Source organism: Fischerella sp. JS2 (genome assembly GCF_032393985.1).
Taxonomy (GTDB): Bacteria; Cyanobacteriota; Cyanobacteriia; order Cyanobacteriales; family Nostocaceae; genus Fischerella.
The window spans coordinates 1,608,994-1,625,403 of sequence record NZ_CP135918.1; the positions used below are offsets into that span (position 1 = coordinate 1,608,994).

The window sequence follows — 16,410 nt, forward strand, 5'->3', positions numbered from 1 at the left end:
AGAAAAGTTATGTCAGATTGTAAAATTTCTGATATTGATAATATTTAATAGGTCTGTGCTAAATACCTGATTTGCGTATGTAAATCAGGCACAAACCAAGATAAATATGGTAAGTTAAGAAGCATTAAGCAATTGCTAGCTAAATTTACAGCTGGCATTGTAGTTTAATGACACAACCCTGAGAAAACCTGACTGATTCAGCAGTAGTTTCTCATAAAATTCAGATGCATAACAGCATCTCGTGTTAGTGTCAAAAAAACGTTAATTCCTCAATAACGTTGCAATTTTAGTAAAAAAGAGGATTTTAGTTCGATGACCATCGCAATCGGACGTAGTACTACCAGAGGGTGGTTTGACGTTCTCGACGACTGGTTGAAGCGCGATCGCTTCGTATTCGTAGGATGGTCTGGTTTATTGCTATTCCCTTGTGCGTACCTAGCACTGGGGGGATGGCTGACCGGTACAACCTTCGTCACCAGTTGGTACACCCACGGCTTAGCATCTTCTTACTTAGAAGGCTGTAACTTCTTAACAGTAGCAGTATCAACACCAGCAGACGCAATGGGACACTCATTGCTGCTGTTGTGGGGTCCAGAAGCGCAAGGAGACTTCACGCGTTGGTGTCAATTGGGTGGATTGTGGACATTCGTAGCGCTGCACGGAGCATTTGGATTGATAGGCTTTATGCTGCGTCAATTTGAAATTGCTCGGTTAGTGGGAATTCGTCCTTACAACGCCATAGCCTTTTCTGCTCCCATCGCGGTATTCGTATCTGTATTCTTGATGTACCCATTGGGACAGTCGAGTTGGTTCTTTGCACCCAGCTTTGGAGTCGCAGCAATCTTCCGTTTCTTACTGTTCTTACAAGGATTCCACAACTGGACACTCAACCCGTTCCACATGATGGGAGTAGCGGGTGTATTGGGTGGTGCGCTGTTGTGTGCAATTCACGGTGCAACAGTAGAAAACACGCTGTTTGAAGATGGTGAAGGGGCAAACACCTTCCGTGCTTTCAACCCCACCCAAGCAGAAGAAACCTACTCAATGGTGACAGCAAACCGTTTCTGGTCTCAGATTTTCGGGATTGCTTTCTCCAACAAGCGCTGGTTACACTTCTTCATGTTGTTTGTGCCAGTGACTGGTTTATGGATGAGTGCGATCGGCATCGTTGGCTTGGCGTTGAACCTGCGGGCTTACGACTTCGTTTCTCAAGAACTACGGGCTGCTGAAGACCCCGAATTTGAAACCTTCTATACCAAAAACATTTTGCTGAACGAGGGTATCCGTGCTTGGATGGCTCCTCAAGATCAGCCACACGAGAAATTTGTATTCCCTGAGGAGGTATTACCTCGTGGTAACGCTCTCTAGACCTGGCGTTTTGGGAGCCGGACGTGACCAAGATTCCACCGGATTTGCCTGGTGGGCTGGTAACGCCCGTCTCATTAACCTCTCCGGTAAACTACTGGGCGCACACGTCGCCCACGCCGGTTTGATCGTCTTCTGGGCTGGTGCAATGACCTTATTTGAGGTCGCTCACTTTGTTCCCGAAAAGCCCTTATACGAACAGGGCTTAATCCTGCTACCCCACTTGGCAACTTTAGGATGGGGAGTTGGTGCTGGTGGTGAAGTTGTAGACACCTATCCCTACTTTGTCATCGGTGTACTACACCTGATCTCCTCTGCCGTCCTGGGTTTTGGTGGAATTTACCACGCCATCCGTGGTCCAGAAGTCTTAGAAGAGTACTCCTCTTTCTTTGGCTACGACTGGAAAGACAAGAACAAGATGACCAACATCATCGGCTTCCACCTGATCATTTTGGGAATTGGCGCCTTTTTGTTGGTACTAAAGGCAATGTTCTTCGGCGGTGTCTACGACACTTGGGCGCCTGGTGGTGGTGATGTACGTGTGATTACCAACCCCACATTGAACCCAGCTGTGATCTTTGGTTATCTGCTTAAGTCTCCCTTTGGTGGCGACGGCTGGATTGTTGGTGTCGACAACATGGAAGACATCATCGGTGGTCACATCTGGGTTGGTTTAATCTGTATTTTTGGTGGTATTTTCCACATTCTCACCAAGCCTTTTGGTTGGGCACGTCGTGCTTTCATCTGGTCTGGTGAAGCTTATCTTTCCTACAGCTTGGGGGCTTTGTCCTTAATGGGCTTTATTGCTTCTTGCTTTGTTTGGTTCAACAACACCGCTTATCCTAGCGAGTTCTACGGCCCAACCAACGCTGAAGCTTCTCAAGCTCAATCTTTCATCTTCTTGGTTCGTGACCAAAAACTTGGTGCTAACGTTGCATCCGCTCAAGGTCCTACCGGTCTTGGTAAATACTTGATGCGCTCTCCTTCTGGTGAAATCATCTTTGGTGGTGAAACCATGCGCTTCTGGGATTTCCGTGGCCCTTGGTTAGAGCCTCTGCGTGGACCTAATGGTTTGGATCTCGACAAGATCAAGAACGACGTACAGCCTTGGCAAATTCGTCGTGCGTCTGAGTACATGACCCACGCTCCCAACGGTTCTCTTAACTCTGTGGGTGGAGTTATTACTGAGCCTAACTCTTTCAACTATGTCAACCCCCGCGCTTGGTTGGCAACTTCTCACTTCGTATTAGCTTTCTTCTTCCTAGTAGGTCACTTGTGGCACGCTGGTCGCGCTCGTGCTGCTGCTGGTGGTTTCGAGAAAGGTATTGACCGTGAAACTGAACCAGTATTGTTCATGAAAGACCTCGACTAGGTTTTAAAGTTTCATCACTGACAATCAATAGCTAAAGGCTCCTGTGTCAAAGCAGGAGCTTTTTCATTATTTACACTAATAAATACTAAAATACACACCCATAAATCTGTGTCCATCTGTGTGCATCGGTGTCCATCTGTGTTCAATTTCTAAAACATTATTTTAGTCAAATCCATCACTCACATTAAGCATGAAATACTAGAAAAAAACCAACTATCATCAATTACCGATTACCCATTACCAATTAACGACTCAACAAACAATACGAGTTTTCAAGCGGATATAATATTACTTATTTCTTAAAATATCTACGCTTGTAACGGTCTTGATATTTTGCAATATATTCAACATTCTGTCGCTCTATTTCTGATAATAAGTTAGCAGGAAATTCCTGTGGTGAATACGTGGGACGATACCACGGCTGACTATCAAAATATTTTTGCAAGCCGGGAGTGTCAAAACGACGACCGTGACGCGCAAAAATAGAATTTCGCATAATATCCAACTCAAATCCATCTTTTGCATCTAAATCTGAGTCTGTTACGAGTCTTTCAGAAAGCCAGGAATAATCTTTGACAATGGTAGTAGCAACTGATGGTGTTGATGGAGTAGAAATTTCCTTGAAATACAACCTGTCTGGTGATGTATTTGCATCTTGACTGGCGAAAGCACAATAGGCTTGGGTATTGTCTTGTCCGTAAGTTTTCAGCAGGTTAATGCAACTGTTGCGATCGCTAAACTTGCCTACATAAACTTCAAATAATTCTTGTCCTGACAAATTTGGGTATTCTGGTATCCAAAACATTCCCGCTTGGGAATAACCTGCTGAGTGTAAAGCTTGCACTTGCTTAGCAGCTGTTTGTGAATTTGGGTAAGCAGAATCTGCTAGGAAATAAAAAGAACTGGGAGCAGTGGTAGGATTTGACTCTTTTTGAGGTTGAGGAGTTTTATTTATAGATGAACTAGAAGGTGATAAGGAAGCCTTATTTTCTTCTGCAACTTGAGATTTAGAGATTTGCGGAGTCTGTGAAGTTACTAGTGGCTTTTCTAAAGACGGTTGAAAAGACTTTGTGAATGCCCAACCAATAATCACAGATGCACCGATGAAACCGCCTGCGATCGCACTGGCCATCAAGATACTATTGCGGCTATTACCTTTATGCTTGGGTGGTGTATCTAAATTGATAGTTGGAGGTGGTGGAGATGGCGTTGGTGGTTGAGTCAGCACAGGTACTGTAGGCGGAATTGGACTTACTACACCCTGTAAAGCATCTAGCATTTCTTTGGCACTAGCAAAGCGATCACGGGGATGATACTGTATTGCTTGATCAATTACTGACTTTAGTGTGGGGCCAATATTTACAGCGTGATTGTGCCAAATAATTTCTCCGGTGCGTGGGTCTGTTTCTAGTTCTTGGGGTTGTCTGCCTGTGAGCAAGTAAATAGCCGTTACGCCTAAACTGTATAAATCACTAGAATAAACAGGTCTACCTGCTGCTTGTTCACTGGGCATATATCCTGGTGTACCAATCACAATCGAACTAGTAGGACTACCGTGAGAATTCAACACCGTTCCCATCGATTCCCGTACTGCACCAAAATCTATTAGCACAGGTTTGCGATCGCGATGACGCAAAATAATATTGTCCGGTTTGATATCGCGGTGAACAATCTGTCGGGAATGTACGTACTCTAAAACTGGCAACAAATGTACTAATATATCCCGGACAGCACCTTCACTAAATAAGCCCTGCTCTTTGAGCTTAGAAGTTAACGTATCACCTTCAATCCACTCTTGGACTAAGTAAAATTGACTATCTAACTGAAAATAAGCATACAGTGTGGGAATCTGGTCACTAGAACCACCCAAGTCTTCCAAAATAGCTGCTTCCCGTTGAAACCGCTCTTGTACAAGTTGGTAAATCTGGGGATTGTTCTGAATGGGTTTGAGTTGTTTAATTACACAACAACGGTGGGAGGGCATTTGAGTATCTTCCGCTAAGAAAGTCTCACCAAATCCACCGCTTCCCAAACTCTTAAGAACTTGATAGCGGTTATTGAGCAGCATGTGCTTGACATCCTTTTGCTGTCAAATTAAAAACAACGCAAAGCGCTATTTCCCATTATGCTTCCAAGTATAAAACTTGGCTGATGTCAAGTCTACCAAATTATTCAGTACTCATAAAAACCTTCCCCTAATATCCGGAGAGAGTTGTGTTTTTAACAGCAATACCACCTTCTAGTCATTCTCTTACAAACATGCTACCAACGCATAATCTATCTGTGTGCATCTGTGTGCATCTGTGTACCCTGCACCGAAGCCTATGAGCGCGTCTACGATTTTTTACAATATAATTTTGCCACAGCTTTAATTCACATCAGACATAACTATTAAAGTTGCGCTACCGTCATCGGTAAATCGGCATTCTTCCAAGCAGCTTGAAAACGCTTTTGTACTGCCTGCGCTGCTTCGGTTTTCCCTTGTGCTTCTAGACTCTGGGCAAGTCCTGCCAACGACCAGCCATTTTCTGGAAAGCGCTGCAAGTCTTGTTGGTAGACAATCTCAGCTTCTGCTGGTTGATTGGCTTGGAGTAAAACTGCTCCCAGAGATTGGCGGACGGGGTAATGCCAAGGTGGGGGTTCGTCATAATTGAGTTTGTCTTCCAGACTGACAGCTGTTTTAAGGTGAGCGATCGCTTGATTATAATCACCTTGTTTCGCAGCGAGTTTACCTGTTAAAACCTCAACAGCAATTTTCAATAGAGCGGCTGTAGTGTTGGTATCCCAAATTGTCACTTTTGTCAATGCTGGGTCAGTGGCGATCACTTTTAGCTTTTCCAATTCCTGGGTAGCTTCTTGAAATTGACCTTTGGCGTTAAAGGCAGTTCCTCGCGCATAGTGCCAAACTCCATTTGCATACTGCAAATCTTTGGCTGGTACTGTTTCTGCTAAAATCTCATCCCACTTACCAAACCGAGTCATGGTATAAAGCGGTATGGAATAGTAATGTTGTAATGTTCCATACCCCGGTTCCCGCATTTTCTGTTCATCTGCCATAGCTGCGGTATCATAAGCAGCTTGCATAGAGAGTTTTTCGTTGCCCTCCATTGTGGCAGCAGCCCAGAGGAAATGATGGTTATGTGGTACATAGGCTAGAGGATACATACCTTGCTTGTGGCATTGGGTAATGTATTCTTTATCGGCAGCAGTAGCTTTTTGATTTGCTACAACAGCATCGTGATATCGCCCGACACGGATATAGATATGTGAAGGCATATGTACGAGGTGTCCTGAACCAGGAACCAAATTACCCAAGTGATCGGCTGCTGCAATACCCAATTCAGGTTTTACAGCTTCCACAGCATGGATATATAAGTGATTAGCCCCGGGATGATTAGGATTACGTTTTAATACTGCTTCCAATGTCTGCAAAATTTCTTGAGTTTCCGGCTTAGGTTCGCCATTTTCTTGCCAGTAATCCCAAGGCATAGTATTCATCACCGCATCAGCAAACAGAGTCGCTGCGTCTAAATCGTCTGGGTAACGTTTCGCTACTTCTCGCATCGCGTTTGCATAAGCGAGATTTAGAGATTTACGCTTTTCCACTACTTTTGCTGAGTAGCGTTTTGCCAATGCTTGGATATAAGCTTTCTCTTTCTCACTTGCTTTATCACTAAGTTGTAGTGCTTTTTTTAGGGCTTCCCAAGTAGGAGACACAGCCTCATCAGTCATAACAGCATTAATATTTGCACCAAGGACAAAGGCTATTCCCCAGTTACAAATAGCACAGTTTGGGTCGAGTTTAGCTGCTTGTCGAAAAGAACGTTCAGCCTCAGCATGATTAAAACCATATGTCAGAATTAGACCTTGGTCAAAGTAGCGCTGGGCAAGTTGCGATTTTGTGGAAATTGGATGATGATAGTTGCCTAGATTCTTAAACAGGGGGGTGGTAGCAGAATTCTGTAAATGTACAGAAGGACACCCTGATAAGCTAAAAGTGATGATCAGAGTCAATATAAATAGGATGCGGTACATTTTTTCTCCTCTGAGTTAATTGAATACCTTAATAAATGAGATTTTTGTTAGTAGGATTTACGAAAAAATTTGCCAATGTTGATCTATTAACGACTACGTGGAAAAAATAAGTTGTAGAAGGTTTTATATATTACGTTGATATGGTTTCAAGCTGTGACAGATAATTATGTTTTAGATACGAACACCGATGCACACAGATGCACACAGATAGATTATTCATATGGGTGTATGTTATCTGTAAGTGTTTTTTCTAAAAAATAAGTAGACTGATGCAAACAACTATGTTTCCCATCAGAGATTTATTTTGTTTATTTATCTGAGTTAGTTTAGGATTTTACGCAGTGCTGTAGACTTATTGGATGAATTCTCAAAATTCCCTCAATCCCCTCGTTTACGAGGGGAAGATTTAGTTTTATGAACTCTCTAAATTCTGCCACTCACTTTTGAGGATTCCGTAATCAATAATGTCTTCGTATTGACCCCATTTTAATATGTGCTGACGGCGGCATCCTTCATAAGTCATACCAATTTTTTGCATAACTCGTCCCGATGCGGGGTTAGATGAAAAATGAGATGCACAGATGCGGTGCAGTCCTAGTTTTTCAAAGCCATATCGCAATACTGCTTGGGCTGCTTGTGTACAGTAACCTTGCCCCCAAAAGGGTTTGCCAATCCAATAACCTAATTCTGCGTGGTTATGTTCTTGGTTAATTCCCAAACCGATCGCACCACACAATTTACCTGTATGATTTAAGGCGATCGCAAAGTTGACATCTTTACCTTCGCTGAATGCTGTTGGATGAGTCTTAATTCACTCTGGGGCCATGCCATCTTCATAAGGATGGGGAATGGTAAGAGTCATTGCAGCAATTTCCCGCACACCAGCCAAATGTTGAACATCACCTGCATCTGCAAGGCAAAATGGTCGCAAAGTTAGTCTTGGGTTTGCAGAGTCGGTTGCTGAATCTGACAAACAGTGTTATCCATGCAGTTTTATTTAGACTTTTATGGTTAATGTAGTTATGTACTACAAATACATCAGGTCTATTTACGATTCCTCATCTGATCAAACACAAGCCGAGAAATATCTGGAAAAGCATTTTGACTAGCTGCGTAGGCTGGATCTTCTCCAAAAATAGCAATAATATAACGAGTCTTGCGGTCTTTAGTTGCCACATAGGCGACTTCTTGACGAGATGCAGTAGTCCAACCTGCTTTAGAAGCAAAAACGATTTGATCTGCATCATTAGCTAAAGATTCACCCAAAAAATTCTCTACAGGATTAAATTCATCTGGATTCGGTGGCTGTAGTTTCCATGCTTCTGGACGTAAATCTCTAGTTAACAAACCAGCCATTTGTTCGCTATATTCAGGTCCAACAGCTTGACCTGTAAAAATTTCGTACATCAGTCTGGCAGTTTGGTAGGTTGTAATTTTGTTGCGCTTTGGCTGATTAGGATTATCACCACGTAACTGTAAATCAGCGCCTTTGGGTTCTGTAACTTTTAGATAAGCAATAGGATAGGTTTTTTGACTAACATTAATATCTTTATATCCAGCTTCTTGAAAGAAATAATTTAATGATTGTCGCTGTTTTTTCCATACTTGAAATTGTTCATCTGTTAATTTTTTTTCATAAGAATAAGTTCCACTAATAACATCAACTATACGACTAGCAGCATCGTTATCTGATTTCAATATCATTGCATTTAAATCAGAATTTAGAGTGTGGTGAAGTGGAACTAAACCTTGTTTGATTTTGGCTTCTAGAATAGCCATCCAAAATAGTTTAACTACACTGGCAGGATATCTAGGCATGTCTTGTTGATAACCTGCAATTGTATTTGTATTTAAATTTATTAATGTAATGGATAAGCTCTCTGTTGGTAGTTTTTTATCTTTGACATAATCTAATATATTTTTTAATGTACTACTTAATCCATCACTTTTTTTTAAATTAGGAGGTGTTTTGATATTATATATTAAATCTAAATTTATTTTGGCTAATTGAGAAGAGGATTCTAATGGTAAGTTAACTGGTGGATTAGATAAATCAGGTTGATTAATAACAGGATTTGGAGGATTAATTATTGGTTGCTGAGTCGGGAAAGTAAGTTGTGGTTGTATAGCTGAATTATTAAGTGTTTCGGAATTTTTATTCTTCGCTCTTTGTGCAAAGAATGAGCTAAAACCGAACAAACTAACTATTGTTAATACAACTAAAGCAATGAGTCCGTAAAATTGTAAGTGTGGTAATTTCCTGAAACGAGATTTATTCATAATTGCAGTATGTTTGCTCTGAGGTGGAGTTGTTCGGCGCTTACCTATAGTTTGCTTGTTTTGCGCATGTACCTTTTGTGGAAGTGAAGCAGCTATAAGAGTTGTAGGCAAAACAGATTTTTGATTTCCTGCACTATTAAATTCTGCAATCTGCCTTTGTAATTCAATATTTGTTTGTTGTAAATTTTCAATAACTTGGTAAGCACGTTGTAACTTGGCTTCAAGTTCAGCGATTTTGCGATCGCGACTATCTGGTTGTCGTTTGGATTGCTGATCCACAAGCTACACCTTAAATCACTATAAGGCAGAAATTATAAGGTAAAAACTAGAAAAAATTAACTCTTACGCACTGTTCTAATAGTTTTATAATCTGCGATTTTGACTTGACCGTTTTCGGATTGTAAAGAGTAGCGTACCAATAGGGTATCAAAGGAAGTATTGGTTGGATCTACTTTGCCATCTTTGATCAGCGTGCGTTCTTCTGTAATTTCCACTTCTATAGTTGCTTGATCGCCACTCGCTTTGAAATTTTTGACTGCATCAAGACTTTGTACTCCATAGTTGTAGTGAGCATTATTTCTCTGCAACCAATCAACAGAACTGAGACATTCTTCTTCATTACCACCATTTGCCAGACAGAGATCAGGATCATCTGTTTTTTTAATATTGTCTCTATGGGCTTTACCTGTGAGTAGTTGTTCTCCTATATCTGTTCTGTAGGGAGAAGCAAATATTTCCCGTTTAGCTGTGATCCAATTCTTCAATACCTCTACAGCTGCTGTTTGGGAAATCGAGGCATTTGTCGGTGGTAAAACAATCGGAGTAGTTTCAGGAGATGAAGTTATGATCGGTGTGGGTGAAGCAGGAATAACATTACGTCCTGGAGTAGAAATTGATATTGGTTGGGAATTTATCAAAGGGGTGACAGAAGGTGAGGTAGATGCAATTGGTGAAGGACTAATTCTTGTCACAGACTGATTTTGTTCTGAAGAATTATTTCTAAAAATCTCCATCATCCACCAACCACCGACGATAAATACGCCGATGACACTGCCTAAGATCACAGCTTGCTGCCAAGTACCTAAACCGTTTTGGTTTTGGGATGTAGTCGGTTGGGGGTAAGACACTTGCTGTTGGTGAGGAATCTGTGGAGGTGGTGGAGATTGAGCAACCTGTGGTTGTTGCTGTATATACTGCCCTTGTGGATAGGAAGGTGGTGGAGATTGGACTACTTGTGGTTGTTGATTGTTGATTGTTGGCGGTTGCTGTACATATTGCCCTTGTGGTGGTACAGTATGTACTGGATTCTGGAAAACTGGTACTGTAGGTGCTGCTGGTGTTGATCCACTTTGCAAAGCTGCCAGCATATCTCTAGCATTAAGATAGCGATCGCGTGGTGATTGTTGAATAGCTTTGTCCAACACCATTGCCAAACTAGGGCTAACATTCAAAGCATAAGGCCGCCACAAAATTTCACCTGTAGCAGGATCAGTTGCCAACTGTTGGGGAATCTTACCTGTGAGCAAATAAATTGCTGTTAACCCCAAACTATAAATATCGCTAGCAAACACAGGTCGTCCAGCAGTTTGTTCCATTGGCATATATCCTGGTGTCCCAATCACAATTGATCGACTAGAGTTCCCAGAAGGAGTTACCACCGTACCCATTGTTTCTTTGACTGCGCCAAAGTCGATCAAAACTGGTTTGCCATCAAAACTACGAATCAGAATATTGTCCGGTTTGATATCCCGGTGTACCATATGCTTACTGTGGACATAGTTAAGAATCGGCAAAATATTGATCAAAATATCTTTTACCGAAGTTTCACTCATTAACCCTTGTTGTTGCACTATCTGGGTTAAGGTGTAACCCTCTATATATTCTTGAACTAAATAAAACTGTCCATTTTCAGTAAAGTAGGCATACAGCTTAGGAATTTGATTACTACTATCACCCAATTCTTCTAAAATTGCCGCTTCTCTTTGAAACCGATCTTGCACCAATTGGTAAACCTGGGGATTATCAACCACAGGTTTGAGTTGTTTAATCACACAACGACGACCAGAAGGCATCTGAGTATCTTCTGCTAAAAAAGTTTCTCCAAATCCACCACTGCCAAGCACACCCAAAAGTTTGTAGCGATTGTTTAACAGCGTCGGTGTGTTCATACTTTTTCCTAGATGGTATCTATTTCAACATAGATACAGTTATTTATCAGAAAATTCCAGAAAAATCAGTGATCAACTCACGTAAAACTGTAAATTTGCTTCTGTCACCAAAATTAACAGCTAACAGCAATTAACAATTAACCACCAACAGAAAATCTATCTGTGTCTATCCGTGTACATCGGTGTGCATCGGTGTTCGATTTTTGAATTCACATTAGACGTAACTTTACTTTTTGTAGCTAGATTTAGATCCAGAAAATATTCCCCTCTTCCCGTAATCAGGAAGAAGGGAATTTAACACCTTAAACTTCTGGCTTATTTTTTCTTAGCCGCCGCCGAGATTGGCAATTGCAGATTTTGATCAAAAACAAACTCATTTTTAATTTGCACTACTCGCTTGGGAAGATTATCGCTTGGTGCAGTAGCATCCTGTGAAGGAACTTGGATTGTGTACTTACCAACAGGAACACTATCAAAGCGATAAAAACCAAATTCATCTGTTACGCTAGATGTCACTGGTTTATCGTCAGCACCTATTAATTCCACCTTAGCTTCTGCTACAGGTTGACCAGCTGCATCAGTGATCTTTCCAGCCATACCATATTCTTCTCTCACAGGGAAATCTAGACGAGTTACAGCAGATGACGCTACTTCCGCTACTATACTAGTTTTGACCGTAGAAAGTTCTACTGGTAATTTGTTTGGATCAAGTTCAACCACATACACACCTTCTGGTAAATTACTAACAAAGAAGTTACCAAAAGAGTCGGTTTGAGATCCACCAACTATTTTATTACGACTATCAACTACACGGATGGCAGCTCCTGCTAGATTAAAATCTTTATTTTCTCCTTCGACAACAATTCGTCCGGCAATTCCACCTCTTTCGCGTCCCAAACCATAAGATTTTGCAGGAGTAGGTTTACCAGCAGCAAAAGACAAATCTGATACTAAAGAAATTGTCAGACGATCATCTCCAAATCCCCCAACTATGTTTTTACTTCTAGAAGGAATACCTTGGTAATCCACTCTAGCAAGTAAGCCCGGAAGTACTTGCATACTTGCCCCAACAACTGGCCCTACATCTCCATCACTGTATGCAAGTCCTAATCTCCAATTCAAACCACCCAAACTCTGAGAACTACGATTGACGGCAACAGTATAACGAGGAGACAAATCACCTCCAAATTCACCACCTAAAGAAAATTGATATTCTCTGTTCAGGTTGTAGCTAAAATCAGAAGTATAAATATCATTAAAAGTATTAAAAGACAGTCTGCTTACTGGAGATATTTGATAAAAAGCGTTGAATATATATTGTCCTTCAATATCTGGTCTGCCCCTTAAAGATAAGCCCGAAAAAGGATTTACTGCAAACGTAGGCAAAATATAATTAGTTGCATCATCACCATCACTTTGACGGCTACGAGCAAGAAATCCTAAGTTAAAAGTATTGCTAAAACGGTAATTAACTTCTAGGCTATGATTGTAGCGATCGCCTGATCCGTTGTTGGAGTAATATCCAGATGGAAACAACTGAGAATTACCCAGGATTTCCAACTTACCAAAATCTGCATCTAAATCTGCCGTGTAACCTAATTCACCACGTGATGTACCAAGACTTGTAGCAAGAATCACAGGACTTGCTGGTCGCCAAACAAAGCCTGCTTGTGCTTGCAAGGTATCAGGGATAGCCTGAATTGCTCCTTCAAAAGTTAAGTTATTAGAAAGTCCTTGACGAAATTGGTAAAATCCAACTGGCTCTCCAGCATCACCATTGAAACCGTAAAATAAAGCATTTTGGGCTAAATTACCACTTAATCCCAATCCAGCTAACTGCACATTGCCACCAGCTGGCAGTAGTAAGTCAGAAGTATTCAGTCTTAAAGAGCGAATTTCTGTTGGTACGCTAAGATTGTTGCGATCATAAATTAATAGTTCTATTTCATTGCTATTGCTAACAGGCAATCTGACATCAACAAATTCATATACTCCATTCAATCCGACCTGTTGCTGGGCAACTACAATTCCACTTACTCTTAACTGCACAAAACTTGCAGGTGGTGCTTCTCCCCGAAATGTTTGCAAAGGTCGAGAACGTCTGGGTAAAAGTTCGGAAGCACTGTAACTTTGATACAAGCTATCAGTAGGCAAATTAGTAAAACCAATTTGCGCTCCTGTCAAATCCATACTATTGAGTAGAGGATGTAAACCTATTTGTTGCCGACCAATTTGATAGCGAAACCGATTTTCACGTTTATAGAAAAAGTACTCAGAAACATCTGGTACATTCTCAAAGTTATTATTTAGACGAACACGCCATGTTCCTCCTGCCAGCCTTCCTCCCAAAAGAGTAGAACTGCGTAAATTTGTATCTTCAGAATTCCTATAAAGATATAATTCTTGCCTTAGACTTGATAGGGTACTGCTAGGAGGTTTGACTTCTGGTTCTAATTCAGGAGTGGGTTGTCCAAACTCTCTATTATCTTGTTGCCAGGGTAAGTTAACAATTAAAGCTAAATCAGAAGCTTTAAATTCAATTGGTGTAGCTAATTTTTCTTTTAGTAAAATATCGCTAATGTATGTAACTCCATCGATTTTCTTCAGACTATTTTCAGCTAAATCAACTACTCCTAAAGGAGTTTTTATTTTGATTTTACCATTAATATTAGTAACTATAAGATTAGCAATTTCTGCAAATGATTCTAAAGGTACTAAGATAGTATTTCCATCAAGACGAATTTCTAGACCACCAACCTCCCGCCGATTAATAATTACTCCAACTAAAAAAGTGCCTTCTACAGATTTTATATTTTGAGCAAGATTGCTAGAATCTCTATTCACAGATGCATAATCATTCTTAGCATCTTCCACTGATTTAATATTATTTGTAGATACTTCTATACTGCCTGGAGATATTAATTTCAGTTTTTCTGTAGTAGCATAATTATTAGAAGATTGTTGATTATTATTTTTTAGATCCGATGGCAGACCGGCAATTACCTGAACTTCGGAAGATTGATTTACCAAAACAGGCGTATTCATAGACGCTGTTGGAGTTGATAAAACTGTTGTTGAAGTAGCTTGCCTATTAGAAAACTCCGGTATAACACTTTGGGCTTTAAATATAGCTGCTAACAATTTATAGTGTTGATCTGCTAACTCAAGCTGATTATCAAGAAACTCTAGTTCTTCCTGCTCTAATGATAATTCTGATTTTTGTGCTTTTGAAGCAATATCATTATTGCTATTCTCTAAAGTAGCTTCTGCAATAATTTTTTGTTGCTCAGAAAAAAGCTGTTTTTCTGTAATTTTTCGTTCAATAACCTGCTCTGGCTGTAATGTAATTGATAGGACTGGCGGTGCAGGTGGTAAAGCTGGATAGAGCATACTCAAGCACAAAAATTGTATTAGAATAAGGAATTTAGGCAAGCAAAGAATCACCACCTAGAGAATTTCTAGGCAGTAAATGAATTTAGATTTTTCTAAAGTCCATCTGGATGGACTTGGTTCGTGTAGCTAGGAACTTTATTTGCTAGGAAAATCAGCAAGAGTAATAAAAGATTTATAGATGCAGATTTATCCAAATAATTTCTGCTTTAAAGCAGCAATCCCTATCTGGTGCCAAGAGGATTTTTTAAATTACGAGAAGTATTAGGCTGAGTTTGAGACTTTTGGGTAGTAGGTGCTGAAACAGTAAAGGGTATACCTTGGTCAATTTTTATGCCATTCAACTCACCGTTGAGGTCTAAAACGTAGTTACCAGGAGGTAATTTTTTGATGATAGGCAGTAACAGACGTCGACGTGACGCAGGCAAAATAGGGGAGTTGGGTAACATTCCCGCATCAAGAATACTCTCTGGGATTTTTTTTCCTGGTCTTCCTAAACTATCTATGGGTTTTGTTGTCTTAGCGCCTGGATATTTTGCCGCAGGCCAGATTGAATATTGCCCTGTAAGGCGTACGTAACCGTTACCTTGGCTAGAAACATCAAATACTGCTGTTGGCTGAGTCTGTGTCTTCGTATTTACAGTAATTGAGTTGAGGACGCCAACCCTTTTAATATCTCCTACGTAACCATAAATTACCACGCCTAACCGGGCAACAGTTTTAATGCCACTCGCTTTCTCTTCTGCTGAAGGAAGTTCTTCTAAGTACATAATCGCCCGGTGTTCCCCTGATTTTGGTTTGGTTCTGGGACGGACATTGAAGCGTATGGTTTGAGAACTACGAGGTGGGATAGTAAATTGCGAGGGCGTAAAAACAATCCATCGTGCCAATGATTCTTCGCCAGATGGAATTTCTTCCAGTCTATTATTTTCACTCATCCGCCATGAGCGAACATAAGCCTTGAGTTCCACAGGCTTAGAGGAAACGTTGATGACACGAATCGTTTGCGTACGTGTTTTGCTACCAATTTCCAGTTCCATTCGAGGTGGATTGACACCAATATTAATTGCTGCGATCGCACTTGGTATCCCCAAGGCAAATGTCCCAATTAGAGTTAAGGCTATTTTTGTTGCTTTTGCAAACATTTCTATGAAATTTTCACTCCTTCACACACCTTTTTTAGGTAAAGCGTTATCCTCTACTCACGCCGATTCACCGTTACCGATAGCACGCCCCCATAGCTACCTGCTGTACGGGCAGTTGAAAGGTTGAATCGCAAGCGCACACCTCCCTGCACCAAAGCTGTATTGGTAGCTTCATCACGCGATATTTCAATAATTGGCAATGGTTCTACAGAAACTTGCATTGCCTGATCACCACGTTGATTGTTACTAAACCCATCCACCTGACCGTTCACTCCCTTGAGATCATAGGTAGTATAGAGAGAACCGACCTGATCGATGGGAACCCGCATCTGCCATAGACCTGGTAACTCACGAACGACTATCGGATTAAATAGAGGTGGAGCTAGCAAGTCTTGTTCATCTTTTACCTTCTCACTAAAGGAATTAGGTAAAACCTCCCCTAATTCTTGAGGAGGAATGGTCAGTTTTTGGGGAGTCGCTAACTGATATATTTGCGTTGGCTCCGACACATCTAGAGATTGTGCTGTAGTTTGGAAATGCGGCAAAATTAAGAAAGCTGCTACGACCCCAAGACAGCGTTGAATATAGAATTTGCAGTTTACTTGGTGATCGCTGACCATGTGGCTATGTTTTTGAAAAAAATCAAGAAATAAAT

At 40.9% G+C, this 16,410-nt stretch carries 11 protein-coding genes; 2 read left to right on the forward strand and 9 right to left on the reverse strand.

What is annotated here, in order from left to right; genetic code table 11:
- The first annotated feature begins 312 nt into the window (after positions 1-312).
- Both psbD and psbC read left to right on the forward strand, forming a co-directional pair.
- The gene (psbD, locus tag RS893_RS06730; RefSeq protein ID WP_009458955.1) at positions 313-1,368 is read left to right on the forward strand and encodes a photosystem II D2 protein (photosystem q(a) protein); all 1,056 of its coding nucleotides are present in this window, start codon (positions 313-315) and stop codon (positions 1,366-1,368) included.
- Complete coding sequence (gene psbC / locus RS893_RS06735; protein WP_315790442.1) at positions 1,352-2,737, forward strand: photosystem II reaction center protein CP43; 1,386 nt, start codon at positions 1,352-1,354, stop codon at positions 2,735-2,737. The genes psbD and psbC overlap by 17 nt, the downstream gene beginning before the upstream one ends.
- Positions 2,738-3,029: 292 nt before the next feature.
- On the opposite strand, the gene RS893_RS06740 is transcribed toward psbC, so the two are convergent.
- The 9 genes from RS893_RS06740 to RS893_RS06780 all read right to left on the reverse strand — a co-directional run bounded on the left by RS893_RS06740 (position 3,030) and on the right by RS893_RS06780 (position 16,375).
- Positions 3,030-4,805: a protein kinase domain-containing protein gene (locus RS893_RS06740; protein WP_315790443.1), complete on the reverse strand. Its 1,776-nt coding sequence runs from the start codon at positions 4,803-4,805 to the stop codon at positions 3,030-3,032.
- A 323-nt stretch (positions 4,806-5,128) separates the two neighbouring features.
- Complete coding sequence (locus tag RS893_RS06745) at positions 5,129-6,772, reverse strand: hypothetical protein (RefSeq protein WP_315790444.1); 1,644 nt, start codon at positions 6,770-6,772, stop codon at positions 5,129-5,131.
- 412 nt (positions 6,773-7,184) lie between these two features.
- Positions 7,185-7,508: a GNAT family protein gene (locus RS893_RS06750; RefSeq protein ID WP_315790445.1), complete on the reverse strand. Its 324-nt coding sequence runs from the start codon at positions 7,506-7,508 to the stop codon at positions 7,185-7,187.
- A gap of 75 nt (positions 7,509-7,583) precedes the next feature.
- Positions 7,584-7,745: a hypothetical protein gene (locus RS893_RS06755; protein ID WP_315790446.1), complete on the reverse strand. Its 162-nt coding sequence runs from the start codon at positions 7,743-7,745 to the stop codon at positions 7,584-7,586.
- Positions 7,746-7,816: 71 nt separating this feature from the next.
- The gene (locus tag RS893_RS06760; protein WP_315790447.1) at positions 7,817-9,331 is read right to left on the reverse strand and encodes a serine hydrolase; all 1,515 of its coding nucleotides are present in this window, start codon (positions 9,329-9,331) and stop codon (positions 7,817-7,819) included.
- A gap of 56 nt (positions 9,332-9,387) precedes the next feature.
- On the reverse strand, positions 9,388-11,220 hold the full coding sequence (locus tag RS893_RS06765) for a protein kinase domain-containing protein (RefSeq protein WP_315790448.1): 1,833 nt from the start codon (positions 11,218-11,220) through the stop codon (positions 9,388-9,390).
- Positions 11,221-11,535: 315 nt separating this feature from the next.
- Entirely contained in the window at positions 11,536-14,610 is a 3,075-nt protein-coding gene (locus RS893_RS06770) for a carboxypeptidase regulatory-like domain-containing protein (protein ID WP_315790449.1), read from the reverse strand.
- 224 nt (positions 14,611-14,834) lie between these two features.
- Positions 14,835-15,755: a fimbrial biogenesis chaperone gene (locus RS893_RS06775; protein ID WP_315790450.1), complete on the reverse strand. Its 921-nt coding sequence runs from the start codon at positions 15,753-15,755 to the stop codon at positions 14,835-14,837.
- 53 nt (positions 15,756-15,808) lie between these two features.
- Positions 15,809-16,375 carry a hypothetical protein gene (locus tag RS893_RS06780; protein ID WP_315790451.1) on the reverse strand — a complete coding sequence of 189 codons (567 nt, stop codon included), beginning with the start codon at positions 16,373-16,375 and terminating at the stop codon, positions 15,809-15,811.
- Positions 16,376-16,410 lie beyond the last annotated feature (35 nt).